Origin of the sequence: Roseofilum capinflatum BLCC-M114, from assembly GCF_030068505.1 — a bacterium.
GTDB classification, from domain to species: domain Bacteria; phylum Cyanobacteriota; class Cyanobacteriia; order Cyanobacteriales; family Desertifilaceae; genus Roseofilum; species Roseofilum capinflatum.
In genome coordinates this window covers 1-25,898 of record NZ_JAQOSO010000021.1, presented here as the reverse complement: position 1 = coordinate 25,898, position 25,898 = coordinate 1, and the positions used below count along the sequence as shown (strand labels likewise).

Below are 25,898 nucleotides of genomic sequence, written 5' to 3'. Positions count from 1 at the left end.
ATGAAGAAAAATGGTATTTACTCATGGAATAATGAACTAAATTCATGGAAAGCTGATGGCATTTCTCGAACGTAGCCACCTTGAGATCGTCCGTGCGGTTGAACTGCACGGGACTATGACCGCCGCCGCCAATGCGCTACACCTGACGCAATCGGCTCTGAGCCACAGTATGCGTAAGTTGGAAGATCGGATAGGGGTGAAGCTTTGGTATCGGGAAGGACGCAGCCTTCGCCTGACTCCGGCGGGAACCCACTTGCTGGCCACGGCCAATCGCCTGATTCCCCAGTTCGTCCACCTAGAGGAACGATTAGAACAGTTCGCCCGTGGTGAGCGGGGAACATTACGAATTGGTATGGAGTGCTACCCCTGCTACCAGTGGCTGCAAAAGATCGTCGCCCCCTACTTACGCGCTTGGCCGTTGGTGGATTTTGAGGTCAAACAGGAGTTCCAATTTGGCGGCATCGGTGCGCTCTTCGCCCATGAGATTGACCTGCTGGTGACACCCGATCCGCTACGAAAAAAATCACTGCATTTTGAGCCGGTCTTTGACTATGAGCAGGTTCTGGTGGTCTCTTCAGATCATCCACTTGCAGAGAAGGATCACGTCATCCCCCGGCAGCTTGGTGAAGAAGTGCTTTTCACTTATCCGGTTTCTCGCGATCGCCTAGATATCTACACCTGCTTCCTCGCTCCGGCGGGCAGGACGGTCAGAAAACAGAAAGCGATCGAGAGTACGGACATCATGCTGCAAATGGTTGCCTGCGGACGCGGAGTGGCGGCTCTACCAGGCTGGCTGGTGGAGGAATTCTCGGAAAAGTATCCCGTGCGTGGAGTGCGACTCGGTTCCAGGGGGGTTCAAAAGCAAATCTTTTTGGGTGTCCGTCGCACCGATCTCGAAGTTGATTATCTCCATGCATTTATGGCGCTGGCTCGTAACTACAGTGAGCATCCTTGAATAGATCCAGTTAGTGGAGTTTAAACGATCGCCGATGCAGACAAGATCGGCCAAACTCGGCGATCGCCTGGCGGTGTTTCTTCGTGCCATAACCCTTATTCGCCCTCAGATCGTACTGGGGAAACATCGGATCTAAGCGAGTGATTAACTCATCTCGCCAGACCTTCGCAAAGATACTGGCGGCGGCGATCGCCACCTCCGTCTGGTCTCCCTTGACCACCGTCTTTTGAACCCCTTGCCATTCAGGAATCTCATAGAGTCCATCTACCAAACAGACCTGGGGAACCACGGCCAATTTCAACACCGCCCGCCTCATCGCCAACAAGGAAGCCTGTAAAATATTAAACTGGTCAATTTCCGCCACTGAGGCCACACCCAATTGACAATCGATCGCCAACTCTTGAATCACGCCTAATAACTGCTCTCGCTTGCGGTGGCTCAACCTCTTACTATCGGTCACCCCCAAACCCTGCAACCGATGGCCCACCTCTGGCGAGACCATTACCGCAGCCGCCACCACGGGGCCGAAGAGCGAACCTCGGCCCACTTCATCAACCCCTGCCACTCGAACGATCCGATCCAAAATAATAACTAATTATTCTGAATCCGCAGAAGAGCGGCGGCGACGACGGCGACGAGTTTCTGGAATCTCCTCACCCGTCTCATCATCGGAACCACTTACCCCATCGGCATCTTCTGGCTGTAGCGTTTGGGTACTCACGGGTTCCGGCTCCCCACTCGCAGACATCCATCCCCAACTGCCTTCTTCTTGTGCTACTTTCTCTGGGTCTGGAGAAGCCTCCTCCTCAGTCTCTGGGGTAGTAGCCACCAAAGTTAAAGTTGCAGTCGAACCCTCAGAATCATGGGAATCTACTGAATTGACTTCAATAATCGTTGATTTAGGGTTTTTGCTTTCTCCATTAGGCAACAACACCAAAGGCGAAATACCCATCAAAGCATAGATATCTTGCTCTTCGGCAGTCATCGGAACCTTAACCACCTCTGGAGGAGCTTCTATGGATCGTCCCCCGATACGTTTACGTGGGTTCGTGGGTTTATCCCAATAGTCTTTCCGAGAGGAAAAGCGAACATCAGAGGGTCGCGATCCTTCATGGAGCGTTGTGGCCGAAAAATCCGATCCTCCCCGATAGGCTGGCTCACTATATCCATATGCGCCCTGATCTTTGGCATCCGGGCGGCGGCGGCGAGTGCGTCTGGCGATCGCCTCCTCATCAGCAGAAAACCCTTCTCCCAGGTTATCTATCCCCGAAGAGCTACGCAGGGAAGACGGTTCCCCATAACCCGAACCAGCTTCATCACTAGAAGCCAACTCATTCACAAAATCTGGCTTGAGGGTGGGAGCCGGAGTTTCTGAGGAGCGCAGATCTGGGGTAGGGGTTTCCCGTCCCACGGGATAGGAGCGATCCTGTAGAGCGGCTGGGGGGTCTTCTACTTCCCCTGGCAGGGCTGCCAAATGGCCTAAACCATTACAAGTTTTACAGGTATGGCCAAACAGCTCATAAATATTTTGTCCCTGGCGTTTACGGGTTAATTCCACCAAACCCAACTCCGACAGTTGAGCCACTTGGGGGCGAGCCTTATCCGCTAAAAGGGCTTCCTCAAAATGTTGGAGGACTCTCAACTGATCTTTTCGGGAGTCCATGTCAATGAAATCGACAATAATCACCCCAGCAATATTCCGTAGACGCAATTGACGGGCGATTTCCGTAGCCGCTTCGCAGTTTGTCCACAGCACCGTTTCGCGGGCTGTGGCGGAACTGGTAAAGGAGCCAGAGTTCACATCAATTACCGTTAGAGCCTCCGTTGGCTCAATGATCACATAGCCTCCGGAGGGTAGGTCTACCCTGGGTTTGAGGGCTTCTCGAATCGCCGCATTCACCCGGAAGTATTCCAAAATCGAGTTCTTTTCCCGGTGATGGTCAATCAAGATACCCGGCGGAGTTTTACCTCCATTCCAGTTCATGATCTGTTGTTTCACCCGCTTGAGACCGGTATGGGAGTCTACCACAATGCGATTGACATCATTGCTGTACATATCCCGGAGGACGCGGACAATAAAATCATCATCTCGACCCAATAGGGCTGGGGGCGCGGCGGAACTGGCTTCAGCTAAAATAGATTCCCAGCGACCCAGTAATTCTTCTAGGTCTTCCATGATCGCTTCTTCGGCCATAGCTTGGGCTTCCGTCCGCACCAACAAGCCCATACCGGCCGGTTTAATCAGGATGGCCAAGGCCCGTAGGCGCGATCGCTCCTGAGACCCCATAATCCGGCGCGATAGGTTCACCCCCCGTCCATAGGGCATCAGCACCAGATAGCGACCGGGCAGGGTAATATTACCCGTTAACCGGGGCCCCTTAGAACCCGTGGGTTCTTTCATCACCTGTACCAGCACCTTTTGTTGGGGAACCAGCAGTTCCGTAATCGTTCCTGAACCCCGTTTAAGCCTCAGAGGGCCTAGATCCGTCACATGAATAAATCCATTTCTTTGGGCATCGCCAATGTTCACAAAGGCCGCATCAATACCCGGTAAGACGTTCTCTACGCTACCGAGATAAATGTCTCCGACTTGATGACTTCCTGTGGCGACTACAAGTTCTTGGATTTGATCCTCTTCAAAAACAGCAGCTAATCTATGCTGCTCGGCGATAATAATTTGCTTTGGCATCCAATTTCCTCAAATTATGCATGTCAGTAATAGGTAAGCAGCTTACGCATTCAATTTGTCTCGCTGGTGTTCTGGGTTGCTCGCCGCAAGCCGATCGCAGGAGGGAAAGAGCATCACCCAGGTTTACTGCACAACCGGCGGGCATGTTTCTTATAATGTAGCCTGAACAATCGGTCGGGACTCAAACACGAGACCCAATCACTTTACGGGTTCTCTGTCCCTCATGTGCGATCGCCAAAAACTGTGACCTAATTGCGAGGTCATAAATAGCTATTGTATCAAACTCTGAGTTCAGGCAAGAGACAAAAGGCAAAAGGGAATCACAACGTCCTGTGATACAGCGCCGAAGCGCGGTAATTAGGTAATCGGTAATGGGTAATAGGTTCTCTTAAAAGTCCCGATTTATAAGGTCTGTGCTATAATTGGCTATAATTGAGGCAAAACAGCCCAACCAACAATGAAGGGTTAATGTATGAGGCTCAAACGATGGGAATCTCCCCGCCGTAAGGGGAGAAACGATAAAGGAAAAGGCGGATCGGCTCGCCAGCGACAACTGAAAAAACAAACCCAAATGCTACGCAAGCGCTTAAAGGGTGAACCAAGGAAGGGAGAATGTGATGTTCTCCCTTCTGTGGTTTTGGGGAAAAGGGGGACTTTCTTACTCATTACTCATATCCCATCCAATTGCACAACTCATTTAGACTAGCTATAGATTAGGATGTGGCCAAGTAGATTGAGAGGTCAGCCGACATGGTACAAGCACCATCTAAACCGCTTACATTGGCAGAATTTCTCAGATTGCCAGAAATAGAACCGGCAAATGAATATATTGACGGACAGATTATCCAGAAGCCCATGCCACGAGGGAAACACAGTGCCATTCAAGCAGAATTGGTTCCTGCGATCAACAGTGTAGTCAAAACTAAGCGGATTGCTCGTGCTTTCCCCGAACTCCGTTGTACCTTTGGCGATCGCTCAACTGTTCCCGATATTTCTGTTTTTATTTGGAGTCGTATTCCTAGGGATGAGAATGGGGAAATTGCCAATACATTCGATATTGCACCAGACTGGACAATTGAAATTTTGTCTCCCGATCAAAACCAGACCAAAGTTACCAAAAATATTCTGCACTGTCTCAAGCATGGAACTCAAATGGGTTGGTTAATCGATCCCGGTGAAAAAACCGTATTTGTCTATCGTCCCAAGCAAGAAACTGAAGTATTTGATCAATCTAATTCACTTCTTCCCATGCCATCCTTTGCCAGTGAACTATGCTTAACCGTTAAGGATTTGTTTGCTTGGTTATTGGATTAATAACCCGCTAACTATAGCGCTTCGCGCTAGGCAATAGGCAATAGGCAATAGCTTGTATTGCTTAGGGTCTAGCCTTCAAGCTGTACTCCATAGAAGAGAGAAGCGCTATAGACTGTTATCCAAAACCGGTAAGACCAAATAGGCGATCGCTTGCTCGAATGTACGACAACGGTTTTAGGCATCACTGGGCGATCGCCATATGAGATTTTTGGCTCCCCGGATGACCTCAAATTGCGATCGTGTGCCACCTTATTTGCAGTGGTGTCACCGCCCGATTCTGTGTTTGTGCAATTGTTAGAGCAGTTTTACAATGGGCAAAGAGATACCAAGACGTTGGAGTGGTTAGGATTCGAGCATCTATAACAGTTTCATGAAATTTGAAATTTCTACACCGCTTGGATTTACAGTTAGAACATCTGAAGAATACTGGCAACGGCTAATCATCAAGCACCCTGATCTTGAGGAGTTGGAGGATCTCATCCAATTAGCTCTTTGGACACCGGACGAGGTTCGACGCAGTAGCCGGGATGCAGAAGTATTATTGTTTTATCGGGTACGGCGAGAAGAACGTTGGGTTGTTGCAGTTGCGCGACGCTTAAATGGAGATGGATTTTTGATCACAGCCTACCAAACGGATGCGATTAAGGAGGGGGAAACAGTATGGCTCAAATAAAAGTGTTTTATGAACCAGAAACGGAGCTATTGAGCGTGTTTTGGCAAGTTCCACGAATGAATCAAATTGGTACTGAGCTTGGAGATGGGGTGATTTTGATCAAGGATGGGGTAAGTGGTGAGCCAATTGGATTAGAAGTGCTATCTTACCATCCTGGTGACGATCGCTTTGATGCCGTAAGTGTTGAATTCGGGCAAATGAGTTCTAGGAGTGTCCTTACCTAGCAAAGTGAGGAGTGCGAGCATCTTGCTCGCTGCCTTTCAAAGTGAGGAGTGCGAGCATCTTGCTCGCTGCCTTTCTCTAGCGAGCAAGATGCTCCCAGTCCTAAAGTACCAAATTAGCTGTGTCAAGGCACTACAATTCCCTCATTACTCATTACTCATTTGAAGGACAAACCAAGGGTGAAACCGCGCTCAAGCTATTACGATTTAATTCCTTATCTGCGTCAAGAGTGGCAAACGATCGCCCAAGCCTTATTCTGTACGCTTGTGTTTACTGGCTTTTGGCCGATTTTAGCCCAACTCGCTGGAGAGATCGCCGAGTTGATTAGCCAAGGTTTGGTGGTGCAAATTGCCCAAGTTGCGGCGATCGCGGCGGGGGTGTTTCTCTTGCGAGGCTTGGTACAATACGGGCAGGATGCTTTAATGGCCAAAGCTGCATTTCTGATTGCCCGCGATCTACGGCAAGAAGTCTATCGCCATTTACACCGCCTCAGTTTAGATTACTTTGAAACTGCCAAAACCGGCGATTTATCCTATCGACTCACGGAAGATGTCGATCGCATTGGTGAAGCCATTAACAAGATCTTTCACCAGTTTATTCCCAGCATTCTCCAGCTCATTGTCGTCATTGGCTACATGGTTTACATTAACTGGCAGCTTACCCTAGCCGTTGCCATTGTCGCCCCTTTAATGGCTCTGTTGGTGGGATGGTTTGGGGAACAATTGCTTCAGTATTCCCGCCGCAGTCAAAATCGAGTCTCGGATTTAGCCTCTTTGATTTCCGAGGTCTTGGGCGGCATTCGTTTAGTGCAAGCCTTTGGTGCTGCTGATTATGAAGTCGAGCGCTTTAGTCTAGAAGCCGAACGCAATCGTCGCGCTAAGTATAATGCCGAACGATTAAAGGCAATTCAGTTTCCCGTGGTGGGTTTCCTAGAAGCCATGAGCATCATCTTCCTGTTGTTTCTGGGAGGATGGCAAATTCAACAGGGAAATCTGACGGGGAATGGCTTTTTGCGCTATGTGGTGGCAACTGCCATGCTCATCGATCCGATTTCCTTTGCTACCACCAATTTTAATGAGTTTAAGCAAGCGGAAGCCTCTGTAGACCGGGTATTTGAGTTAATGAAGATTGCCCCCCAGGTGGTCGAGAGTGCCGAGGCGATCGCCTTACCCAGAGTTGAGGGAACCGTAGAATACAACCAGGTTTATTTTGCCTATGATCGCCAGAAACCCGTTTTACAGGGTCTCAGTTTTCAGGTCAAACCTGGTCAAGTCATCGCCCTAGTGGGGCCTTCCGGAGCCGGTAAAACCACCCTAGTGAATCTACTCTTGCGGTTTTATGATGTGCAGAGCGGTGAAATTCTCATCGATGGCCTAAATATCCGTCAGGTTACCTTAAATTCCCTACGGCAACAAATTGGCATCGTGCCCCAAGAAACGATCCTCTTTTCCGGCACAGTCGCGCAGAATATCGCTTTTGGTCAAAAAGACTTCAATCTTGAGCAAGTGGAAGAAGCAGCTAAAATTGCCAATGCTCACCCGTTTATCGAACAACTGCCCGAAGGCTATCAGACGTGGATGGGAGAGCGAGGAATGACCTTATCGGGGGGACAACGACAGCGAGTGGCGATCGCCCGTGCCGTATATCTCAATCCTCAGATCTTAATTCTCGATGAAGCCACCTCTGCCCTAGACTCAGAATCGGAGAGCCTGGTACAAGAAGCCCTAGAGCGGGTAATGAACAATCGCACCGTCTTCATTATTGCCCACCGGTTAGCCACCGTGCGTCGAGCCGATCGCATCCTAGTGGTGGAACAGGGGCAAATTGTCGAGTCTGGAACCCATCAGGAACTCTTGGATAAAGGCGATCGCTATGCTCTCTTTCATGCACGCCAGTTCAATTAATGTAGGTCATGGGTAATTGAATTTCTCCATCTACCGATTAAGGTAAGGAGTCAATCTGAGTCAGTCGTAGTAAGAATTATCTATTAGATCGAGCAAATTCCTGGAATTCTCCCATCCAACTTCATCTCTACTTCATAATTCTTCGTTGACGTACTGAAATAGTCCAATCCCTTATGCAATAAGGGTTTTGTCTATTAGTGTTGTGTTAATTGCAGGGGTGGCAGAACTGGGAGTATCCCAAGCCGCTTTCAGTGCCAGCCTAACCACACTGTTTAGCGCCAACAATGGCGGCAACACTGGTGGTGCTGTTTACTTCAATATCGAGACGGGGGCTAATGCTCTCTCAATCACGGGTTTCGACACCAACACAGCAGAGCTATTTGGCCCAACTGCGGGATTTGAGGTCTATACCAAATTAGGTACGGCACAAGGGTTTGAAGGCAATATTGGAGCCTGGGATCTCGAATCAACTGGAACCATCACCCCTAGCGGACGGGATAATCCTAGTGCTGTAGATTTAGATAATCCATTTGTACTCGAAGCTAACACCCTTTATGGTTTCGCCCTGGTTATGCCTAGTAGTGTAGGCCATGATTATACCAATGGCAGTGGTTGTAGTGCTTATGTGGCTGGTGGAAACTGTTCCTCTTCTAATGGCGATCTTTCCTTTATTGGGGGTTCAGCATCAAACTCGCCTTTTAGTACATCAAGCCCTTTCGCTCCACGGATTTGGAATGGTACTATTGAATATGAAGTTGTTGCTGAAAGCGTTCCGGAACCTACCGCTCTTCTAGGTTTAGTGGGCTTAGGTTGTGGTTTATTAGTGTCTAAACGCAATCAAAGGAAGAGTTAGGTCTCTATTAGCGAGTCGAGGCTAAAATGTTTTATAGATTAAACTCGCTCCAGCGATCGCCCTATTATGAGAATTTTTGAACCCAAAATCCCTCTATTGATATCAGAGGGATTTTTCATCTAAATAGGGTTTAACGATTCGATAAACTCTCTGAAGTCGGGGTTGAACATCGTATTTCCATTGATGATATTCTTGGCGGATTTGTTCAAGGGCAGCTAGGCGATCGGTCGGGTGGCGTGTTTGCCAGTAGGTGAAGTCTTTGGGTTGCTGCTTTTGGTTGACTTTGGTATAAGTCATAGCAATACTGCGTTTGGGTGGTGTGGTCATGGAAGTGATTAACAATGATTGCTAAATAACTGATTGTAACGTAAGGCGATCGCTATGCCCTCTTTCATGCTCGCCAATTCAATTAAAAATTAAAACTTCCACTATGTTCGACCCATAGCCTTTTATAGGGTATAACAAAGACAATTGGGGAATCAGTGAACTATAGATGATTTATCCGAGTGGAGAAAAAGTATGGAACCTCTCTCTTTAATTATGGCGGCGTTAGTGGCTGGTGCGGCTAAGGCGGCGGGTGATGCTGCACCGGATGCCTATCAAGGGCTGAAGGCGTTGATTAAGCGCAAGTTTGGCGGGGAACCGAAGGCAGAAATGGTGTTAGAAGAACATGAGAGCGATCCGGAAACTTACGAAGCGCCTTTGAAGAAAAAGTTACTCGAAGCCGGAGCCGATCGGGATGAGGCAATTTTGGCGGCGGCTCAGAAACTGCTGGATGAGATGGAGTCGAAAGACTCAACCCCTAGCGGCTTTCAGACTACCTTTGAAGGAGAGGTAAAAGGGGCGCAAGTTGGGAATCGTAACCAACAAACCAATACGTTTAATTAAATTCATATTTGATGTGTTGGGATTGGGCGGGTTCATATTATCGATGGTATGTTTCCTAGATTTGGGTAAAACCCGCCTCTACAGACCGACCTAAACCCTCTCTCCCTAACGATTACACCCATTTTTAATTTTTAATTGAAACCATATGGCTGACGATACTTCTCAATTTGATTCCCAGTTTCAGGGAGCAGTGTCAGTTACAGCCCGGATGGAAAGACCTTGGCTTCTGGGGGTTATGACGGAAGGATCAAGGTGTGGAACCTAGAGACTCAGGAAGAAGTGGCTACCCTTCCCCGTCATCAGGGGAGTGTCAGGAGTGTCAGTTACAGCCCGGATGGAAAGACTTTGGCTTCTGGGGGTTATGACGGAACGCTCAAGGTGTGGAACCTAGAGACTCAGGAAGAAGTGGCTACCCTTCCCGGTGATCAGGGGGGGTCAACAGTGTCAGTTATAGTCCGGATGGAAAGACTTTGGCTTCTGGGAGTGGGTACGGAACTATCAAGCTGTGGGATGTGGACTTAGACTCTTTAATGGAGAGAACTTGCCAGAGAATTCGCCCTTATTTAGATAATCCTCATGCTCCTTTGAATGAAGAAGAGCGCCGCTTATGCGACGGAATCGGGGAAGAATGAGTTGAGTAATGAGTAAGAAGTTATCCCTCTTCTGTCACTTTCGGAGAGAGCGATGCTGTATCCCTCTATTGAACCTGAGTTTTGGATAAGAACCGGGAAAAAGTCTAGTATGAGGCGAGAAACCGGGTTTCTCCAACAATACCTTCGCCAAAACCAAAAATGCCTTGATTCGTAGGTTGGGTTGAGGAACGTGCATGTCGGCGACAGCCGAAAACCCAACAAATACGTTGGGTTTCACTTCGTTCAACCCAACCTACGGGAAAATGGCGAAGGTATTGTCCAACCGATGAGACTTCTGGCTTGAGGTAGAGGCGAGAAACCCGGTTTCTGAGATCCCCCACTTCACCACTCCACGGCTGCTGGCTTATCCAAAACTGACGTTATAGCGCTTTGCGCTGTATAGGTGGACAGTAGGAGAAGATCCCCCCTTGCCCCCCTTAAAAAGGGGGGAATAGGAAAGTCCCCCTTTTTAAGGGGGATTTAGGGGGATCAAGATGTCCCACATAACAGCGAAAACTGCTGTATTGAGGAACGTTTGTTAGAATCAGAGCAATGTTCACGTTCTATGCAGACAGAGGTTTTTACATGACGATTATTCTTGATGATCTTGAGCCAGATCTATTAGCAAAGCTCAAAGACCAGGCAGTTGCTCACGGTCGAACCTTGGCCGAAGAAATCAAGGTTATTTTAACCCAAAAGTTAGATCAACCCCAAAAAATGAAAACTCCAGAAGAATTAGGATGGAGTGAAGGATTCTTTGAGAAAACAGCAGGAGCTTGTGCGGATGATCCGATTAGGATTGACAGTGGAGGCATTGACTCGAACTTAGATCATTCTTTGGGCAATGTCTTTAATGAGTAATCCCATGAGATATTTGTTAGACACCAATGTGATTATTACATACCTAAACAATCGCTCTACCGCTATTAGAGGACGCTTGCAGCAAATACCGGTTCAGGATATTTGTGTTTGTTCTGTTGTTAAATCTGAATTGTTTTATGGGGCAAACAAAAGCAATAATCCAGTTAAGACATTATCCAAACAAAAGGAGTTTTTGTCAGAATTTGTCTCGCTTCCATTTGACGATCGTTCAGCAGAAGTCTATGGAAGTATTCGAGCGGATTTAGAGCGAAAAGGAACGCCGATTGGTGCGTATGATTTGCAAATTGCGGCGATCGCCATTTCCCATACCTTAACTCTAGTAACCCATAATACCAGGGAGTTTGCCCGAATTGATAGGTTGAATCACGAAGATTGGGATGCTTAGATATAGCGCTGTGCGCTAGGGAATAGGATAATTCTGTAGAATGTAGGTCATGGGTAAGTTGACTTGCGTTGGTGATTCCATTAACTTATGATGGCAAAATCCTAGCGATCGCCTGTGAGTTGACTCTTTATAAAGTCCCATCCTCCCATTAAGTCCCATGCTCAAACTCAAACCCCATCGACTCTGGCTCATTGGTTTAGCGGTGATGACGACCCTAGGGTTAATCCTAGGCAACAGCAACTGGCCCAATTCTCAGGGACAATTCGCCCTAGAGCAACCTGCCATTGCCCAAGTTCCTAGTCCTCCTTCCCCAGAAGAAACCCTCCCGGAACCTCCTCCTTCCCCAGAAGCTTCTCCCTCTCCAGATGTGCCTTCAGCCCCCACTCCCCTAGCTTCCCCTTCTCCCTTACCTCCTCCTCCCACTCCTCCGACTCCAGAAACGACTCCAGCAGTTGAAGAGCCAACTGCACCCCCGTTAGAAATTGGTGGCGTTTATGAAGATCCCAATGGGTTTTATCAAATAGCCATTGTTCAAGACTACAAAGTGGGTTCAACGGGAAAATCCCCGCTTTTTGAATCTCCAGATGGGCAAGTCGCTTATACGGTGTTGCGTTTACCCCGACTGACTAGACAACGGCTCACGAATGGTATTTTGGCCCAAATTGCCGTTGAGGAATTGCAACGGGGAGAGGGGTTTGTGGCTCAAGGTTATATCCCCCTCGATGAAGGGGTGGTGCAAGTGCCTTGGACAGGAACCTTAACCCAAGGGCGCAATAGCCAACCCATGAGCGGTACACTGATTTCCACTCAACTGGAACAGGATGTGTTTTTGGTGTTAATTGCTGCTACGGAAGCGGGAGCGGATCAATTGCCGAATTTGCTGACGACTTTGGTTGATGGTTTGGAGGTTACCCCTAGATAATGTATCGCGATCGCGACCCTGAACTGTCTCGGTTGATAGAATTAATGCCCGCTTCTGGGCGCATGTTTGTGCAATTGATTAGTAAACCGGAACAGCCCCAGGTGATTGATGCCCCTTTTCCTTTGCCCTGGAAGCGATCGCGCCCGGTTTATATTAATTTTGACCTTTTGCGCCAGCTCCCCCTGCCAGAGCAAGATTTAGCGGTGCTACAGGCGGTTTGTTGGGTCTGTGAGGTGGAATGGTTTAAGCCCAATCTCTATCAAGGATTGGTAGCAGTGGGATTACTGGGAACAGCGATCGAAATGATGCAAGGAGATGCGGTGGGCATGGTGGCGGGTGGAGGACTGACGGCCATGGCAGTGATGCAAATTAGACGGAAAAACCGGCAACGAGATGTAATGATTGAAGGGGATAAGGCCGCCGTTCGAGTCGCAAGTCGGCGCGGATATACCGAACAGGAAGCGATTGAATCTCTGTTAAAGGCGATCGAGCATATTGCCCAAATTGAAGGCAGGAATGGTTTAGCGGTGGTGGAGTTACTCCGATGCCAGAATTTGCGGGTCATGTTGAAGAATGGATAGGGCTTTGTGGAGGTGAGGCTGTATTTGGCTGTTTTACCAATTGACAAGATAGGGGTCTTCTAAGGTTTGGGAAGAAGTGGCGAGAACTTGCTGAAATCGATCGCTTACTCTGGTTTTTTCCTCTGGATTGAGGGTATAAAATCCGGCTTCTTGAGGAATAAATAAGGGTTGATTGAACGGGAAATCACTCGATTGTTGTGGGGAACGTAATCCAGGGGGAAGATAGCCCAATAGTAATTGGCGGAGACGATCGCCACAAACGGCTGTATTAACCCCTCGTTGTTCTAATAACTGCAAAATTTCGGTTTCGGCGATCGCCCCATCGGGCATGACTCGCAGCAATTCTAACAACAGAAAATAATCACTATATTGATGACGCACGGCATTCAACACTTGAGGATAGAGCGGTAAATTGGCCAAGCCATAGGCCACCCGACTACATTTTGCCCGTTGACCCACTACGGTACGGTCTTGAATAATCGCGGCGCTGGGCAGTTTTTGCCGTAACCAACGGGCGATCGCCGGTAATGACGCACTCCCTCCAGTACATAACATCTGACGCACCCCCTGGGGAGCCACTCCTGTGCGGCTAAATAAGCGATTAATCTCCCGATTTAGACCCCGTAAAAAGGGCACAAACACCTTGATTTCCAAATCTCGACGGCGAATCGTCCACTGTTGCCGATCCAGGCGAACGGCGATCTGATTTTCCACCTGGAGTCTGTGCTTAATTTCTCCGGCGATCGCCAATAACTTCCCTCCCCAATCTGCACCGCTCAAATACTCACTCAACCGATGACGGGCTGTAACATCCACTTCTCCCGGTTGAGGAAACTTGATCCCTTTTTCCAGAGGAGATGAAGAAGGCAAAAAGACATTCTCGACATTCAACAATAACTGACAGATAATATCTTGATCGATCGCATCTCCCCCATAGGCCAAAGACGCTACATGAAACTGCTCATACTTGAGTTGCGATCGATTTAAGGGAATATCAACCAAAGCAAACTCCGTGGAAGTCGCTCCCGAATCTAAAATTAACGTCGCTCCTTGCCATTGAGTTCCCTGGGCCGTATCTCGCAACTCTGAAATCACCAAGGCGATCGGCTCCTCCAAAAACATAATTTGGTCAGCCTGCTCCACCCAACCCACCCTCAAAATCGCCTCCCGTAGATTAAACCGATAGGCATCACTCCAATGGGCTGGACAACCGATAATCACCCCACTTAACTGACTGAAAATCTCTTGATAGCGGCCCTCTTTCTCCGCCATCTCCCTCAACTGACTCGCCATCTGCACAAGGATTTCCTCATAAGAGAGACCCAAGGGAGCCAAGTCTTTCACAACCCATTCCCCCTCTACCCCAGGCAAACCCCGATCTAACCAAGGTTTTACAGAGACCCCAGGTTTCGGGGGTTGAGTGAGAAAAGGCTCCAAAGGATAAAAGCAGCGCCTAGAGGAATTGAGGAACACGGCTGAAATTTTAGTGGTTCCCCAATCGATTCCCAAATACCAAGTGTGCCCTTCCGAATGGCTCTGTCCCGATGAGTGATATGTCACACTTTTGCCCTCTCTCAGATCCTCAGAATTAATTTTTATTCAAAGAATTCAAGGGTGGATCAGGATCGTCTTCTCCAAACCCTTCAAAGACATCATCAACGGTAAACGAGTCTTCAGAGGGGGGGGGGTTGGTTTGACTCGATGGAGGGGACGGTTGATCGAGATCTAAGTCTGAAGTCTCTCCTTGCAAAAAGCCATCAAACATATTTTCTATGGTTGATGTCCCTTTCTGCCTAGAGGGATCGATCTGGTTTTGCTCCCCTGATGTTTCTTCCTCAAACACATTATCTAGGGTGATAGAGGTGGGTTCTTCGGCTTCTACAGTTCCAGGCTCCTGCTCAAACACCGTATCGATGGTTAAAGATTCCGGCCAATCCACCGGATTTTCTGGTGCTGCTTCCTCTGAGGCGATCGCCGGTGATGCTGATAATTCTGAAGATTCTGCTGCTTCGCTGAACCCCTCAAATAAGCTATCGACGGTTCCTCCGGGTTCTGAACTTCCTCCATCTTCAAGGGGTTCCGGCCTTGGGGGACTTGGCTCCGGAGCGTCTAAAATTTCATCGAGGAAATTTTCCGTTTTGGGGTTTGCACCTTCTTCTGGCTCGTCTAGAGTCGAACTGACCGGTTCTAAATTGCCAAAGATGTCCTCTTGCTCTTCTGGGGTCTGAGGAGGTTCTTCTGGCTCGTCTAGAGCAGAACTGACCGGTTCTAAATTGCCAAAGATGTCCTCTTGCTCTTCTGGGGTCTGAGGAGGTTCTTCTGGCTCGTCTAGAGCAGAACTGACCGGTTCTAAGCTTTCAAACATATCTTCTGCTCTCTCTTCTGGCGCTGGCGAAGGAACCGGGGGTTCATCCCCTTCTAAGCTAAATAAATCTTGACTTAACTGTTCTAAAACTTCGCCTTGTAAATTTAACTGACTCAGTTCCTCTGGCTCCTCGGTGTCTGTGGGTAATAAAACTTCATCCGGGGAGGCCGGAATATAAACATCCTCTGTAGACTCCAAAGCACTTCCTTCCCCATTAGTTTCTAGGCTCTCTGAGGAGATCGACGTAGGTGCATCTTCTTCACCAAACAACTCCATGAAGGTTTCCAGGGATACGGGATCTTCTACTTGGGAGGGAGGAGGAGCGCCTTCAAATAGATTGGACTCTACCACTGAATCCGTTGAGGAGATCTCTTCTGGTTCTGGGGGGACTTCTTCGCCTTCTGTTGAGGCGATCGCCTCTTCTGAGGTTTCCTCATCTGCTAACCCTTCAAATAGATCGGATTCCACAGTTTCGGCGATCGCTTCTTCATCTGGTTGAGTATCCGCTTCTGTTTCCTGGGCGATCGCCTCTTCTGGGGTTTCCTCAGTCAACTCTTGTAGGGGATCATCCGATTCCCCTGGCTGTGGAATTTCACCCGTTGTAAAGCGATCGGAGCCAAATAGGGCATCATATAATTCATCCCCTTGCATCGACTCATCTGAGAGAGATTCGCCAGAGAATTGATCCTTTGTCTCCTCCTCTACTTCCGTAATCTCAACCGCCTCTTCTAGCTCTTCAAATTGTTCAAAGAACTCTGAAGTGATCTCCTCATCTAGGAATTCATCCGCCTCTTGCGAATCTAGCTGTTCCTCCTCCTCTGGTTCCTCTATCTCTTCAGCTAAATCAACCGACTCCATCCGATCCTCAGAATCCCTTGGCTGGGCAACTGGGGGCGAGTCGAGAGCATCCGATAAGGGAGGTGGAGTAGGATCTTTTTGCTCAACTCGATCCACCCGATCCTCAATTTCCGAAGGATTCAGAGATCTACCCCCACTTGTATTTTCCAAGGCTCCTCCAGTAGAATCCTCCGGTCGCGTTTGCATGTAAGAAGAAGCTTCTCGCCCTAACTGAGAGGCTAACCGGTTCACCAAGGCATTAAACATCACCTCGCCCTGTTGACCCAAGCTATACATATGCTCAATTCCTTCGGTCATCGACTCACTATAGCTTTGGAGATTACTTTGCAGGGTTTCAAACACCACATTAATCGAGGCATCCAGGGTTTTGAGCAGTTTATCAGATTGGCTCTGTAGCGCTCTGAGTTGATCTAGGCGCTCTTGGGGAGTAAGCAAACTGGGATCGGCATTACTATCCGGGGCCAAAATCGGATCGTGGGGTTCACGAGGCCGATATTGGAGTAACTCCACTTGTAAATCGGCTAAATTTTGAGCGACCTGTTGGGTTAAACTTTCCGCACAGCGATCGATCAGAGTTTGGAAAAACTCGGTCATCATTTTCTGAGATTGACCGGACATGGCATTATTGCGCCGTTGTTGATCCAGAGATTGGAGTTCTTGGCGCATCTGTTCCCGTTGATTTTGTAGGTCGGCAATCTCTGCCTGTAGGGGCATCAGAATACTGGTTCGCAAATCCTGTACCACCGCTTGCACGATTTGTTGGTTGGCCGAGGTCTCTGGAGCAGGTTGACTCTGTTGGGATAGATCTGCCCCCAGTAACGACATACGACGGCGACTTGGAGGAGTGGGGCGGGTCGAAGGGGGCAGTTGACCTTGACGAGAGGGCCCCGGAGTTGGGGAAGTTGGTAACTGGGCCAAATACTCCCGAACCCGTCTTAAAACCCGACGTTGTTGGCTCACCTCTCCCGCCATCACCCAGGGGAGGCGAGACTGGGTTTTGGATAGCACACTATCGATTTCTGTTATCAGTGCTTGACGCTGGTCAGTCTGAGGTGTCACAATCGTCATCCCTAACTAGAAGTTCCGTCAGTTCTGCTGAAGGTAGGCATACTGCAAGCAGTGTAAGTCAAAATTGGACGGCAAGGGGGGATTTGATGAGAAAATTAACTTTATTGGTTCTGGATTATGGAGGGCGATCGCCGATGGCTGACCCGTTCATCTTGGTTTCTAGGGAGGTTTCACCCAAGGCAGATCGACCGGTGGTGAGGGCGATCGCCCCTATTGACGAGTGAATCTTGTAGATTTTGAGGCACTTTACGTTATGATTGCCTTATTGTTTAGGTGTAAACCCATGGCCTGCCCTCAGCCGTCGCTATGAGAGCCTTTAGTCTTTTGAATCCCGCACATTACCCTTATGGTAGAACGACACAAGTCCCGTGGTGAATTGAATCAGCGTGAACTCATTAAATCAGCTCCCTTTTTTGAAGGCTTACCGGAGGAGATTGTTGAACGGACGACGGCGCAAGTGGTGGTGCGAGAACATCCTTCTAACCAAGTCATTCTATTGGAAAATGATTGGGGTAGCTCGGTTTATTTTATTTTGGAAGGATGGGTTAAAATTCGTACTTATAATTTAGATGGTAAGGAAGTGACCCTCAATATTATCGGTAAGGGAGAGTTGTTTGGAGAAATGGCTCCCTTAGAAGAGGTTCCTCGCTCGACTGATGTGATCACCCTAGCGCCAACAACGATTGGTAATATGCCGGCTAATGACTTTGTTCATCTGATTCATACGGAACCTAAAGCGGGGATTCGGTTAGCCCAATTGATGGCTCGACGCTTACGGCAAGTGAACCGACGCTTACGACTGCGAGAGTCGGATAGTACCTCCCGCGTAGCGGATATTCTGTTATTTTTGGCCGATGGTCAAGGGACAAAAACGGCTGAGGGGGTGGAAATTCCTAATTTACCCCACCGGGAATTAAGCTCTTTAAGTGGATTAGCGCGTGAAACGGTGACTCGCGTTCTAAGTAAATTGGAAAAGAAAAAGTTGATTGTGCGCCCCGATCGCGATACCCTGTGTATTCCCGATTTGGGGGCTTTGGAGCGCTTGATGGTTTGATGGGGAATAGGGAATAGGTAATGGGTAATATCGCGTTTTCAAATGAGTTATCAATGGTTGCCCCTCATCCCCCTGCCCCTTCTCCCGCAGGCGCTGTCCTGAGCGAAGTCGAAGGGCGCTGCCCTGCTTGCCCTGCTTGCCCTGAGCGAAGTCGAAGGGAGCGTAGCCGAAGGGAGCGAAGTCGAAGGGAGAAGGGGAGAAAAGTCCCTCTCCCGTGGGAGAGGGATTGAGGGAGAGGGCTTTTCAAGTAGACATCTCATTTAAAAACACTATAGGTAATGGGAATGGGTAATCAAAAGCCGGAGAGTCAGGTTAATCTGACGTTGCCTTTGGTTGAATCGGCGTTTTTAGCGAGTACGTCTAGTCTAATTTGGTTGGTGAATTATTATTTTCCACCAGGGCCATTATTGCGGATCTTTTTTCCCGTGCCGATCGCCTTGGCCTATTTGCGCTGGGGCAGTCGTAATGCTTGGATGACGATGACGGTAACGGGTTTGCTGTTAACGGTGTTAATGGGGCCAACCCGCAGTATCCTGTTTCTGATTCCCTTTGGGCTGTTGGGAGTGCAGTTGGGGATGATGTGGCGACGGGGCGCGAGTTGGTGTCTGTCCATTGGCTTGGGGACGCTATTGGGGGCGATCGGATTTTTCTTTAAAATTTGGTTGGTGTCGATTCTGCTGGGTGAAGACCTATGGCTGTATTTGATGGCACAGGTTACCGGGTTGGTAGATTGGATGTTCCTGAAGTTGGGATTGTTGGCCGAGCCGGATATTATGGTCGTACAGGCGATCGCCGTCGTCATGGTTTTAATCAATAATTTTATCTATTTATTCGTTGTCCATTTGGTCTCTAGTTTGCTCCTGGAAAAACTCGGTAACCCCATTCCCTTGCCTCCTGCTTGGGTGGAAGTGTTGTTGGATCGGGAATAGGGAATGGGGGGATGGGGAGAAAATCTCTCATTGTTAATTGTTCATTGTTAATTGTTCATTGTTAATTGTTAATTGTTCATTGATATGATTAGGGTTTATACGGAGTCAAAACAGGGAAAAATTTGGTTAAATAAATATCGTGAAAGTCGGGCAAATTTTGCGTGTATTCTCGGTTTTACGGAAACGGCTTTAATTCCGGGAATCTCGGCGGCGGGGGCAACGCCTGAAGACCGACGCTATACTTGCTTGGCGGATGCTGAGTTTTTATCTAAAGGAGTGGCTCCTGAATATGCCTATCCGTTGCCGCCTTTACAGGCTGGGGTTTCTCCAGTGTTTATCTCCCGTGCCATTTGTGAAACACTCCAGATTCCGATTACCTTGTTGAATGCCGGATTGCCCGATCGCCCTTCGGTAGAGGCAGTAGATTTAGGAGGAACTCCTGCCTTCTGTGTGAGTAGTGGACAAGCTTTAGATCCAGAGGTGGTGCGTCATCTGTTTAACCAAGGTCAAAAATGGGGAGCGCAGTTGGCACAACAAACGGATTATCTGATCATTGGTGAATGTGTGGTGGGGGGAACAACCACTGCATTGGCAATTTTAACGGGGTTGGGATTATCGGCATCGGGTAAAGTCAATAGTAGTCATCCCACTTGTAATCACGAGCAGAAAATTGAGGTGGTGAAGCGGGGGTTAGAGCGTGGGGGAGGGTTGGAGCCGTCGAGATCGGTATGGGAATTAATGGCAGCAGTGGGCGATCCGATGCAACCGGTGGCGGCGGGGATGGCGATCGCCGCCAGTCAACACAGTGGCGTACTTTTGGCGGGAGGGACTCAAATGTTAGCGGTGTATGGTTTAATCGGAGCTATTGCTCAGGAGGAACCGTGTATTTGGGATACGTCTGAAGTGGTTGTGGGGACGACTCGATGGGTGGCGGAAGATGCCACTGGAGATACGGTAGGTTTGGCGAAACTCTTACCTCCAGTTCCCCTGATGGCAACCCAACTGAGTTTTGCTGGATCTCGCTATAGCCAACTTCAAATGTATGAACAAGGGTTTGTGAAAGAAGGGGTGGGTGCGGGAGGTTGCGCGATCGCCGCTACCCTTTGCCAAAATTGGACACAAAAAACTCTGCTTAAGGCGATCGAAACCTTAATTGATCGGTATTCTAATGGGTAATGGGTCAATTCTTGTCCCTATCTATGCCCTAGGGTGTCACTAGAGGTGAATCCGCTTTGAGAGTAATTGCTCTTCTAGAGCAGCAATGCGATTATAAGCCGCCGTTAGTTGTGCCGTTAAGCGCTGCACTTGCAGTTCAGGGGACAAATAGGCATCTGAGCGGGATTCAGAGCGATCGCGATGATTCTCGTAATCATCATCGACTAACACATCTTTATGATCCCAAATGGGCAGATCCGATAAGTCCTGGGTATAGGAATGGCTAGTTACAGCCCGTTCTGGTCGGAGAGCCTCTTCTTCTGTCCCATGGCTGGCAGTAGGTTGCGATTCGAGTACCGAGAATTTAGAATTAAGCCGTTCAATGGCATGGGACATGCTCTCTATTTTGTCCATGAGCATCATAATTTGGGTTTCTAAGATTTCCATAGGAAACTCCGGGGTGTGAAGATTTAGATTGTTCTATACGATTTTAGATAGGCTTTGACAAAATTCTTGATTTATTTTTGGATCATTTAACTTTTAGTAAAAACTGTAAATAAATACTTAATATTTTCTCAGTTATGGATCGTCGAAGATTTTTGTCTGGAAGCCTGAAAACGGCAGGTTTAGCGCTCACCAGCGTTTGTGGAGCCTCAGTTTTAATGACTGGATGTAGTGCCTCGACTCACTTAAAGATTTATATCTTAAAGGGGTCTATTCCGGCGACATTGATTAATGAACTCAAAACAGCTCTACCGGAGAATGGGGGTTTAGAGGTGATCCCGGTGAGTCAACTCGATCGCCTGTTCCAATCTCTGGAACCCAAACCCAAGGATTCTGAGAATTCCCTATTCAAGAATTTAGCCTTCTGGCGAACCTCTCCCTCTCCTCCAGATCTGGTGACTCTGGGGGATGCTTGGTTAACAGAGGCGATCGCCAATCAACTGATTCAACCGCTCGATTCCTCTTTGTTTTCTTGGGATCAATTACCGAGGGGTTGGCAAGCCTTAGTGAGGCGCGATCGCCAAGGGTATCTCGATCCCAATGGAGAGGTTTGGGGGGTTCCCTACAGTTGGGGAACCACGGCGATCGTTTATCGACCCGATAAATTTAAATCCCTCGGTTGGGAACCTACAGATTGGTCAGATTTATGGCGAGAAGAATTACAAGGTCAGATTTCCTTACTCAATCAACCCAGAGAGGCGATCGGTTTAACCCTAAAATCCCTCGGTTATTCCTATAACACTCCCGATTTAGACACCATTCCCGAACTTCTCCCCACCCTAAAAAGCCTGAATCAACAAGTTAAATTTTATAGCTCTGACCAATACTTACAACCTCTGATTGAAGGAGATTCTTGGTTAGCCCTTGGATGGTCAACGGATATCCTCCCGGTGTTAAATCGGTATAAACTTAAAGCCATCATTCCCCAATCTGGAACTGCGCTTTGGGCAAATCTCTGGGTGAGTCCGACCCAAAGTCCCAATCATGCTGGTCTTCAGGAATGGATCAACCAGTTTTTAGATCCTGATTTAGCCCTCAAACTCTCCCAATTTAGCGATACTGCTTCACCGTTATTAATTACTGCTAACCGGGAGAACTTACCCGCGTCTCTTCTGAACTCTGGGATAAAATTCCCCGATCCTACGGTTTTATCCAAGAGTGAATTTCTCTTGCCTGTATCGGAGCAAACCCAGCAGCGTTATGCTGAACTGTGGCAAGAGATGCGGAGTTGAAGGTGAAAAGGTCAAAGGGGAAAATCTAGTTTTTCCTCTTTTCTGCTCCCTATTGCCGAACTAAAAACAGGGTTTCTAATACTTCGTCTGGGGAATGATACCCCAAACCATAACAAGCACGGTTGCGCCAGATAATGGCCGGAAGATGTCCCACGGGTGCAGAGAGGGAAAATCTGAGTTGATCGGTGCTTAACCATTTGGACTGAATGCGCCAGCCCACGCGATCGCAGAATCGGTCATAATGGCGATCGCACTCTTGCCAAATCCATTCCTGCACCCCAAACCCAAACCGACCCTCACTATACTCATACCACAACCGATCTAAGGTCTCTATATCGGTCTTCGGCAGCGCTTCTATCTCCTCCAGAGCCAGATCGTCCCCCTCCTCATATCCAGCCAGCGCCAACACTAATAGCCAGGTATACTCATTCGCCTCTTGCCAACTCCCCGCCGCCAGCAAATCCACCAAATGACGATAGTCCATCCCTACCTCAGACGGCCAAGGATTTGGGGCTTCAGCCCCCTTTAACTGTCGTAATTCTAACAAAACCTCATACAAAAGGTTTCTTAACTCTTCCCGTTCCTGAGACGCAATTTCTAGCTGCTCTTTTAACCAATCCCGCTCTGGTAACAGCATAGACTCATCAATCCAAATCGAACCATTCTCCAACTGCTCCCCCATCAGCCTGCCCTGTTTCCACCAGCGCCAAGCTGTTTTATAGGAGACCCCTACCTGTTGGGCATAATTTGATAATGTGATTCGCCCTTGTTCTTCCACAACTGTTTTAAGCGGTTGAAGTCATCATCTATGAGAAACCGGGTCTCTTGAATGAAGAAACCCGGTTTCTGTCTTGCGAGAGTATCCCAAGGTTTAGAAATTCATTTCTGCTGCTTGGACTTTCTCCACTTGTTTCTTCTTCAGAACGAGGAAGATTTGAGTGATCATAATCAGCACTAAGAAGGCAATCATCCCTTGAATGCGAGTGGCATCTTGGAGAACGATTTCTGTATCGATTTGACCAAAACCGCCCACATTGGGATTGTTGGTTAAGGCTTGTCCGGCGGCTACTTCGTCGCCTTCAGCAACAATCAATTCGGGGCCAGCCGGAATACTGTCAACAACAGCCTCTCCATCGGCGGGTTGAATGGTGACTTCATAGCCGCCATATTCGAGTTCATTAATGCTGGCGATTGTTCCAGCGACAGAAGCCGGTACAACGGTATTGTTGGTATTGTTTCCGGCGGGATAGACTTGACCGCGACCCCGGTTTCCACCCACATGAATGGCATATTTACCATAGTTGATGGATTTATCGGTTTTGGGGTCAGGAGAGAGAATGGGGAAGACGATTTCTTGATGGTCATCACCGGGAATGGGGCCAATCAGGATTACGTTTTCTTGCTCTGCGGTGTAGGTTTGATAATAAAGGCCTTCGGTTTCTTCTTTGAGTTCTTCAGAGATGCGATCTTCGGGCGCAAGTTTAAATCCTTCGGGCAACATTAAGACTGCACCGACATTGAGACCCCCTTTAGAGCCATCCCCTAACACTTGTTGTGCGTCAGTGTCATAAGGGATGTTGACGACAGCTTTGAATACGGTGTCGGGGAGGACGGAGTGGGGAACTTCCACTTCCGTAGGTTTGGCTCCCAGGTGACAGTTGGCGCAAACAATGCGGCCGGTGGCTTCACGGGGAGTGAGGGGAGCGGTTTCTTGGGCCCAAAAGGGGTAGGCGGCTGCGGGTTGGGGGTTAAGGAGATCGGAGGCGACAAAGATAGAGATTGCCGCGATCGCCACTAACACCAACCTGCGCCAGGTTGCTAAAACAGAACAGTATTTCATCAGTTATGAACGGGATGTAGACTTTATAAATTCAGCGCTTAAAGTGGGGATTTAAGTCCACCAGGGGTCTTCGTTGGTGCGGAAGTCAGTTTCTTCCCAGTTGCTGAGAATGACTTTATCATCGGTTACGTCAGCATGGGCGAGAGCCAAGGATAGGGGAGCTGGCCCGCGAACGACTTTACCTTCCGCGTTGTACTGGGAACCGTGACAGGGACAGATAAACTTGTTTTCACTGGCGTTCCAGGGTACAACACAACCCAAATGGGTGCAGACTGCGTTGAGTCCGTAGCTGGCTAAGGTTTTATCTTGTTTAACGACTAAATAGGTGGGATCGCCTTTGAGTCCTTGCACCAGGGAGCGATCGCCTGCGGGATGGCTCGCCAAATACTCACTCGCCACCACATCATTACCAGCCGCGTCCTTCGCTGTGGTTCCGCCTCCAGCACCACCACTGGAAGGAGGAATAAAATAGTTGACAACCGGATAAAGAGCGCCTAGAGCCACTCCGGTTGCGGAACCAAAGGTTAAGAGGTTCATAAATTGCCGCCGTCCCATATTTGGGACATCTGCCGATCCAGAAGCTTGAGTCATCTGTTGTTTTCTTAATCGATTAACTTTTTTTAGGTGTCTGTAGGCGGCAAGTGTGCCCCTACGCAAAGATGACCACTTAAATTTGGCCAATCCTCAGTTTACACTTTGTATGAGAGCATTATTACATTTTTTAACACCCCTTAGCGGTGAGTTTTGAAGAATTTTGCAGCTTGAGGATCGGGAGCAGAAGAATGACCGGAGAAGAGTTACAACAATTGTTACGGAACAAATGGGGCCGCTCTTACGATATGCAAATCCGTAGGAGCCAGGGGAAAATCTTGGTGCAAATTATGTGGAAATATTTGGAACAAGCGTCTTTCCCTTGGTCTGCCGAGGAGTATCTGGCCCATCTGAGTCGTATTTGTCTCTATTTGCAAGACTGGGGAGCGACGGAACAATTGCAGTCTTATATTGAACAGACGAGCGATCGCCCCCGTTTGGGAAAAGCCTTGACGTTGATCCTGGATTTGGGGGATCGCTCTTCTGAATGGATTTTGGAGGATTCTTAACCTATTTAGAGAACTTTTGTAAGGTTGTGTGAAGTTTTACGGATTAATTGCTCTAAGTCATCCTGAATCACAATACAACAGGGTAAGAGAGTTATATTAACCCAACTTTAAGAAGATGACCATAACAACTCCTACGCCAAAACCGGAAACCCAAACGCGCACTCGCATTTTGGAAGCCGCCCAACATCTGTTTGCCCGTAGAGGATATGATGGCACAACCACAAGGGATCTGGCTCAAGCGGCGGGGGTGGCGGAAGGGACTTTATTTCGGCATTTTAGTAATAAGAAGGCGATTTTGTTGGAAATTGCCACCCAAGGCTGGATTGATATTTTGACGGATCTGCTGACGGAGTTAAGCGAAATGGGCAGTTATCGGGATATTGCCCAGGTGATGCGACGACGGATGATGAGTTTACATCGCAATGCCGATCGCATGAGAGTCTGTTTTATGGAGGCTCAGTTTCATCCAGAGTTGCGCGATCGCATTCAAGCCGATGTGATCGATAAAATGACGGATGTGGCGGAAGCCTTTTTTCAAACCGCTATGGATCGAGGAGTGTATCGCCAGATGAACCCTAAAATCGTTGCCCAGGTCTTTTTGGGCATGTTTGTGATTGCCGGATTTAGCGATACCACCATTATCGAACCCGACGCTTCTCCCCAGTCCATGCGCGAGATGGCTGAAGGCATGGCCGATATTTTCCTCCATGGTGTGTTGACGAAGTAGGGTTGGGGAGATAGGGAGATGGGGAGATTGGGAGATTGCCTATTGCCTATTCCCCATTCCCTATTCCCTATTCCCTATTCCCTATTCCCTATTCCCTATTCCCTATTCCCCATTCCCTATTCCCTATTCCCCATTCCCCATTCCCCATTCCCCATTCCCCATTCCC

30 protein-coding genes and 1 pseudogene are annotated in these 25,898 nt (G+C 48.5%); 22 read left to right on the top strand and 9 right to left on the bottom strand.

Features of this window, described 5'->3' with window-relative positions:
* The first annotated feature begins 55 nt into the window (after positions 1-55).
* Positions 56-955, top strand: coding sequence for a LysR family transcriptional regulator (locus tag PMG25_RS04895; RefSeq protein WP_283765791.1), 900 nt, complete (start codon positions 56-58; stop codon positions 953-955).
* Positions 956-965: 10 nt separating this feature from the next.
* Here the strand turns inward: PMG25_RS04895 and PMG25_RS04890 are convergent, their stop codons facing one another.
* Positions 966-1,538 carry a ribonuclease HII gene (locus PMG25_RS04890; protein WP_283765790.1) on the bottom strand — a complete coding sequence of 191 codons (573 nt, stop codon included), beginning with the start codon at positions 1,536-1,538 and terminating at the stop codon, positions 966-968.
* Between the two features lie 12 nt (positions 1,539-1,550).
* Complete coding sequence (gene rne / locus PMG25_RS04885; protein WP_283765789.1) at positions 1,551-3,644, bottom strand: ribonuclease E; 2,094 nt, start codon at positions 3,642-3,644, stop codon at positions 1,551-1,553.
* A gap of 472 nt (positions 3,645-4,116) precedes the next feature.
* Here rne and PMG25_RS24390 point away from each other — a divergent pair, with 472 nt between their 5' ends.
* The 7 genes from PMG25_RS24390 to PMG25_RS04855 all read left to right on the top strand — a co-directional run bounded on the left by PMG25_RS24390 (position 4,117) and on the right by PMG25_RS04855 (position 8,610).
* Positions 4,117-4,350, top strand: a complete 234-nt coding sequence (locus PMG25_RS24390; protein ID WP_347178744.1) for a hypothetical protein — start codon at positions 4,117-4,119, stop codon at positions 4,348-4,350.
* A 44-nt stretch (positions 4,351-4,394) separates the two neighbouring features.
* The gene (locus PMG25_RS04880; RefSeq protein ID WP_283765788.1) at positions 4,395-4,958 is read left to right on the top strand and encodes a Uma2 family endonuclease; all 564 of its coding nucleotides are present in this window, start codon (positions 4,395-4,397) and stop codon (positions 4,956-4,958) included.
* Positions 4,959-5,108: 150 nt separating this feature from the next.
* Complete coding sequence (locus PMG25_RS04875; protein ID WP_283765787.1) at positions 5,109-5,321, top strand: DUF1810 family protein; 213 nt, start codon at positions 5,109-5,111, stop codon at positions 5,319-5,321.
* Positions 5,322-5,328: 7 nt separating this feature from the next.
* A complete protein-coding gene (locus PMG25_RS04870) occupies positions 5,329-5,631 on the top strand; it encodes a hypothetical protein (protein ID WP_283765786.1) in 303 nt (100 codons plus the stop codon).
* The gene (locus tag PMG25_RS04865; RefSeq protein ID WP_283765785.1) at positions 5,619-5,855 is read left to right on the top strand and encodes a hypothetical protein; all 237 of its coding nucleotides are present in this window, start codon (positions 5,619-5,621) and stop codon (positions 5,853-5,855) included. Before PMG25_RS04870 ends, PMG25_RS04865 begins: the two co-directional genes overlap by 13 nt.
* Positions 5,856-6,032: 177 nt before the next feature.
* The gene (locus PMG25_RS04860; protein WP_283765784.1) at positions 6,033-7,757 is read left to right on the top strand and encodes an ABC transporter ATP-binding protein; all 1,725 of its coding nucleotides are present in this window, start codon (positions 6,033-6,035) and stop codon (positions 7,755-7,757) included.
* A 187-nt stretch (positions 7,758-7,944) separates the two neighbouring features.
* Positions 7,945-8,610: a PEP-CTERM sorting domain-containing protein gene (locus PMG25_RS04855; RefSeq protein WP_283765783.1), complete on the top strand. Its 666-nt coding sequence runs from the start codon at positions 7,945-7,947 to the stop codon at positions 8,608-8,610.
* 102 nt (positions 8,611-8,712) lie between these two features.
* Here PMG25_RS04855 and PMG25_RS04850 read toward each other — a convergent pair whose 3' ends face one another.
* Positions 8,713-8,937 carry a hypothetical protein gene (locus tag PMG25_RS04850; RefSeq protein ID WP_283765782.1) on the bottom strand — a complete coding sequence of 75 codons (225 nt, stop codon included), beginning with the start codon at positions 8,935-8,937 and terminating at the stop codon, positions 8,713-8,715.
* 192 nt (positions 8,938-9,129) lie between these two features.
* Here PMG25_RS04850 and PMG25_RS04845 point away from each other — a divergent pair, with 192 nt between their 5' ends.
* From PMG25_RS04845 to PMG25_RS04820, 7 genes and pseudogenes are all read left to right on the top strand, one after another.
* Entirely contained in the window at positions 9,130-9,498 is a 369-nt protein-coding gene (locus PMG25_RS04845) for a hypothetical protein (protein WP_283765781.1), read from the top strand.
* A 219-nt stretch (positions 9,499-9,717) separates the two neighbouring features.
* On the top strand, positions 9,718-10,020 hold the full coding sequence (locus PMG25_RS04840) for a WD40 repeat domain-containing protein (protein WP_430540949.1): 303 nt from the start codon (positions 9,718-9,720) through the stop codon (positions 10,018-10,020).
* Positions 9,966-10,130: pseudogene (locus tag PMG25_RS24385) on the top strand (hypothetical protein); the annotation flags it as partial. The gene PMG25_RS04840 and the pseudogene PMG25_RS24385, both read left to right, overlap by 55 nt.
* Before the next feature lie 585 nt (positions 10,131-10,715).
* Complete coding sequence (locus PMG25_RS04835; RefSeq protein ID WP_283765779.1) at positions 10,716-10,991, top strand: hypothetical protein; 276 nt, start codon at positions 10,716-10,718, stop codon at positions 10,989-10,991.
* A 4-nt stretch (positions 10,992-10,995) separates the two neighbouring features.
* A complete protein-coding gene (vapC, locus tag PMG25_RS04830; protein ID WP_283765778.1) occupies positions 10,996-11,397 on the top strand; it encodes a type II toxin-antitoxin system tRNA(fMet)-specific endonuclease VapC in 402 nt (133 codons plus the stop codon).
* 157 nt (positions 11,398-11,554) lie between these two features.
* Entirely contained in the window at positions 11,555-12,319 is a 765-nt protein-coding gene (locus PMG25_RS04825) for a hypothetical protein (protein WP_283765777.1), read from the top strand.
* Positions 12,319-12,900: a DUF3318 domain-containing protein gene (locus PMG25_RS04820; RefSeq protein WP_283765776.1), complete on the top strand. Its 582-nt coding sequence runs from the start codon at positions 12,319-12,321 to the stop codon at positions 12,898-12,900. The genes PMG25_RS04825 and PMG25_RS04820 overlap by 1 nt, the downstream gene beginning before the upstream one ends.
* A 33-nt stretch (positions 12,901-12,933) precedes the next feature.
* On the opposite strand, the gene PMG25_RS04815 is transcribed toward PMG25_RS04820, so the two are convergent.
* Together PMG25_RS04815 and PMG25_RS04810 are read right to left on the bottom strand one after the other, a co-directional pair.
* Positions 12,934-14,460, bottom strand: a complete 1,527-nt coding sequence (locus PMG25_RS04815) for an Hsp70 family protein (RefSeq protein WP_283765775.1) — start codon at positions 14,458-14,460, stop codon at positions 12,934-12,936.
* Between the two features lie 28 nt (positions 14,461-14,488).
* Positions 14,489-17,182, bottom strand: a complete 2,694-nt coding sequence (locus PMG25_RS04810) for a hypothetical protein (RefSeq protein WP_283765774.1) — start codon at positions 17,180-17,182, stop codon at positions 14,489-14,491.
* Between the two features lie 95 nt (positions 17,183-17,277).
* On the opposite strand from PMG25_RS04810, the gene PMG25_RS04805 reads away from it, so the two are divergent.
* The 4 genes from PMG25_RS04805 to cobT all read left to right on the top strand — a co-directional run bounded on the left by PMG25_RS04805 (position 17,278) and on the right by cobT (position 20,350).
* Positions 17,278-17,415 (top strand): hypothetical protein, encoded by a 138-nt coding sequence (locus PMG25_RS04805; protein ID WP_283765773.1) that lies wholly within the window; start codon positions 17,278-17,280, stop codon positions 17,413-17,415.
* A 122-nt stretch (positions 17,416-17,537) separates the two neighbouring features.
* Positions 17,538-18,245, top strand: coding sequence for a Crp/Fnr family transcriptional regulator (locus PMG25_RS04800; protein WP_283764044.1), 708 nt, complete (start codon positions 17,538-17,540; stop codon positions 18,243-18,245).
* Between the two features lie 284 nt (positions 18,246-18,529).
* Positions 18,530-19,174, top strand: coding sequence for a DUF2232 domain-containing protein (locus tag PMG25_RS04795; protein ID WP_283765772.1), 645 nt, complete (start codon positions 18,530-18,532; stop codon positions 19,172-19,174).
* A gap of 84 nt (positions 19,175-19,258) precedes the next feature.
* Positions 19,259-20,350 carry a nicotinate mononucleotide-dependent phosphoribosyltransferase CobT gene (cobT, locus tag PMG25_RS04790; protein ID WP_283765771.1) on the top strand — a complete coding sequence of 364 codons (1,092 nt, stop codon included), beginning with the start codon at positions 19,259-19,261 and terminating at the stop codon, positions 20,348-20,350.
* Between the two features lie 39 nt (positions 20,351-20,389).
* Here the strand turns inward: cobT and PMG25_RS04785 are convergent, their stop codons facing one another.
* Positions 20,390-20,776 (bottom strand): hypothetical protein, encoded by a 387-nt coding sequence (locus tag PMG25_RS04785; protein WP_283765770.1) that lies wholly within the window; start codon positions 20,774-20,776, stop codon positions 20,390-20,392.
* Between the two features lie 134 nt (positions 20,777-20,910).
* Here PMG25_RS04785 and PMG25_RS04780 point away from each other — a divergent pair, with 134 nt between their 5' ends.
* Positions 20,911-22,065, top strand: a complete 1,155-nt coding sequence (locus PMG25_RS04780) for an extracellular solute-binding protein (RefSeq protein WP_283765769.1) — start codon at positions 20,911-20,913, stop codon at positions 22,063-22,065.
* A gap of 49 nt (positions 22,066-22,114) precedes the next feature.
* Here PMG25_RS04780 and PMG25_RS04775 read toward each other — a convergent pair whose 3' ends face one another.
* From PMG25_RS04775 to petC, 3 genes are all read right to left on the bottom strand, one after another.
* Positions 22,115-22,843: a GUN4 domain-containing protein gene (locus tag PMG25_RS04775; RefSeq protein ID WP_283765768.1), complete on the bottom strand. Its 729-nt coding sequence runs from the start codon at positions 22,841-22,843 to the stop codon at positions 22,115-22,117.
* Positions 22,844-22,936: 93 nt separating this feature from the next.
* Positions 22,937-23,905 carry a cytochrome f gene (gene petA, locus PMG25_RS04770; RefSeq protein ID WP_283765767.1) on the bottom strand — a complete coding sequence of 323 codons (969 nt, stop codon included), beginning with the start codon at positions 23,903-23,905 and terminating at the stop codon, positions 22,937-22,939.
* A 51-nt stretch (positions 23,906-23,956) separates the two neighbouring features.
* Entirely contained in the window at positions 23,957-24,496 is a 540-nt protein-coding gene (gene petC, locus PMG25_RS04765; RefSeq protein WP_283765766.1) for a cytochrome b6-f complex iron-sulfur subunit, read from the bottom strand.
* 191 nt (positions 24,497-24,687) lie between these two features.
* On the opposite strand from petC, the gene PMG25_RS04760 reads away from it, so the two are divergent.
* Both PMG25_RS04760 and PMG25_RS04755 read left to right on the top strand, forming a co-directional pair.
* Entirely contained in the window at positions 24,688-25,005 is a 318-nt protein-coding gene (locus PMG25_RS04760; protein WP_283765765.1) for a DUF3067 family protein, read from the top strand.
* A 115-nt stretch (positions 25,006-25,120) separates the two neighbouring features.
* On the top strand, positions 25,121-25,732 hold the full coding sequence (locus PMG25_RS04755; RefSeq protein ID WP_283765764.1) for a TetR/AcrR family transcriptional regulator: 612 nt from the start codon (positions 25,121-25,123) through the stop codon (positions 25,730-25,732).
* The last annotated feature ends 166 nt before the right edge of the window (positions 25,733-25,898 follow it).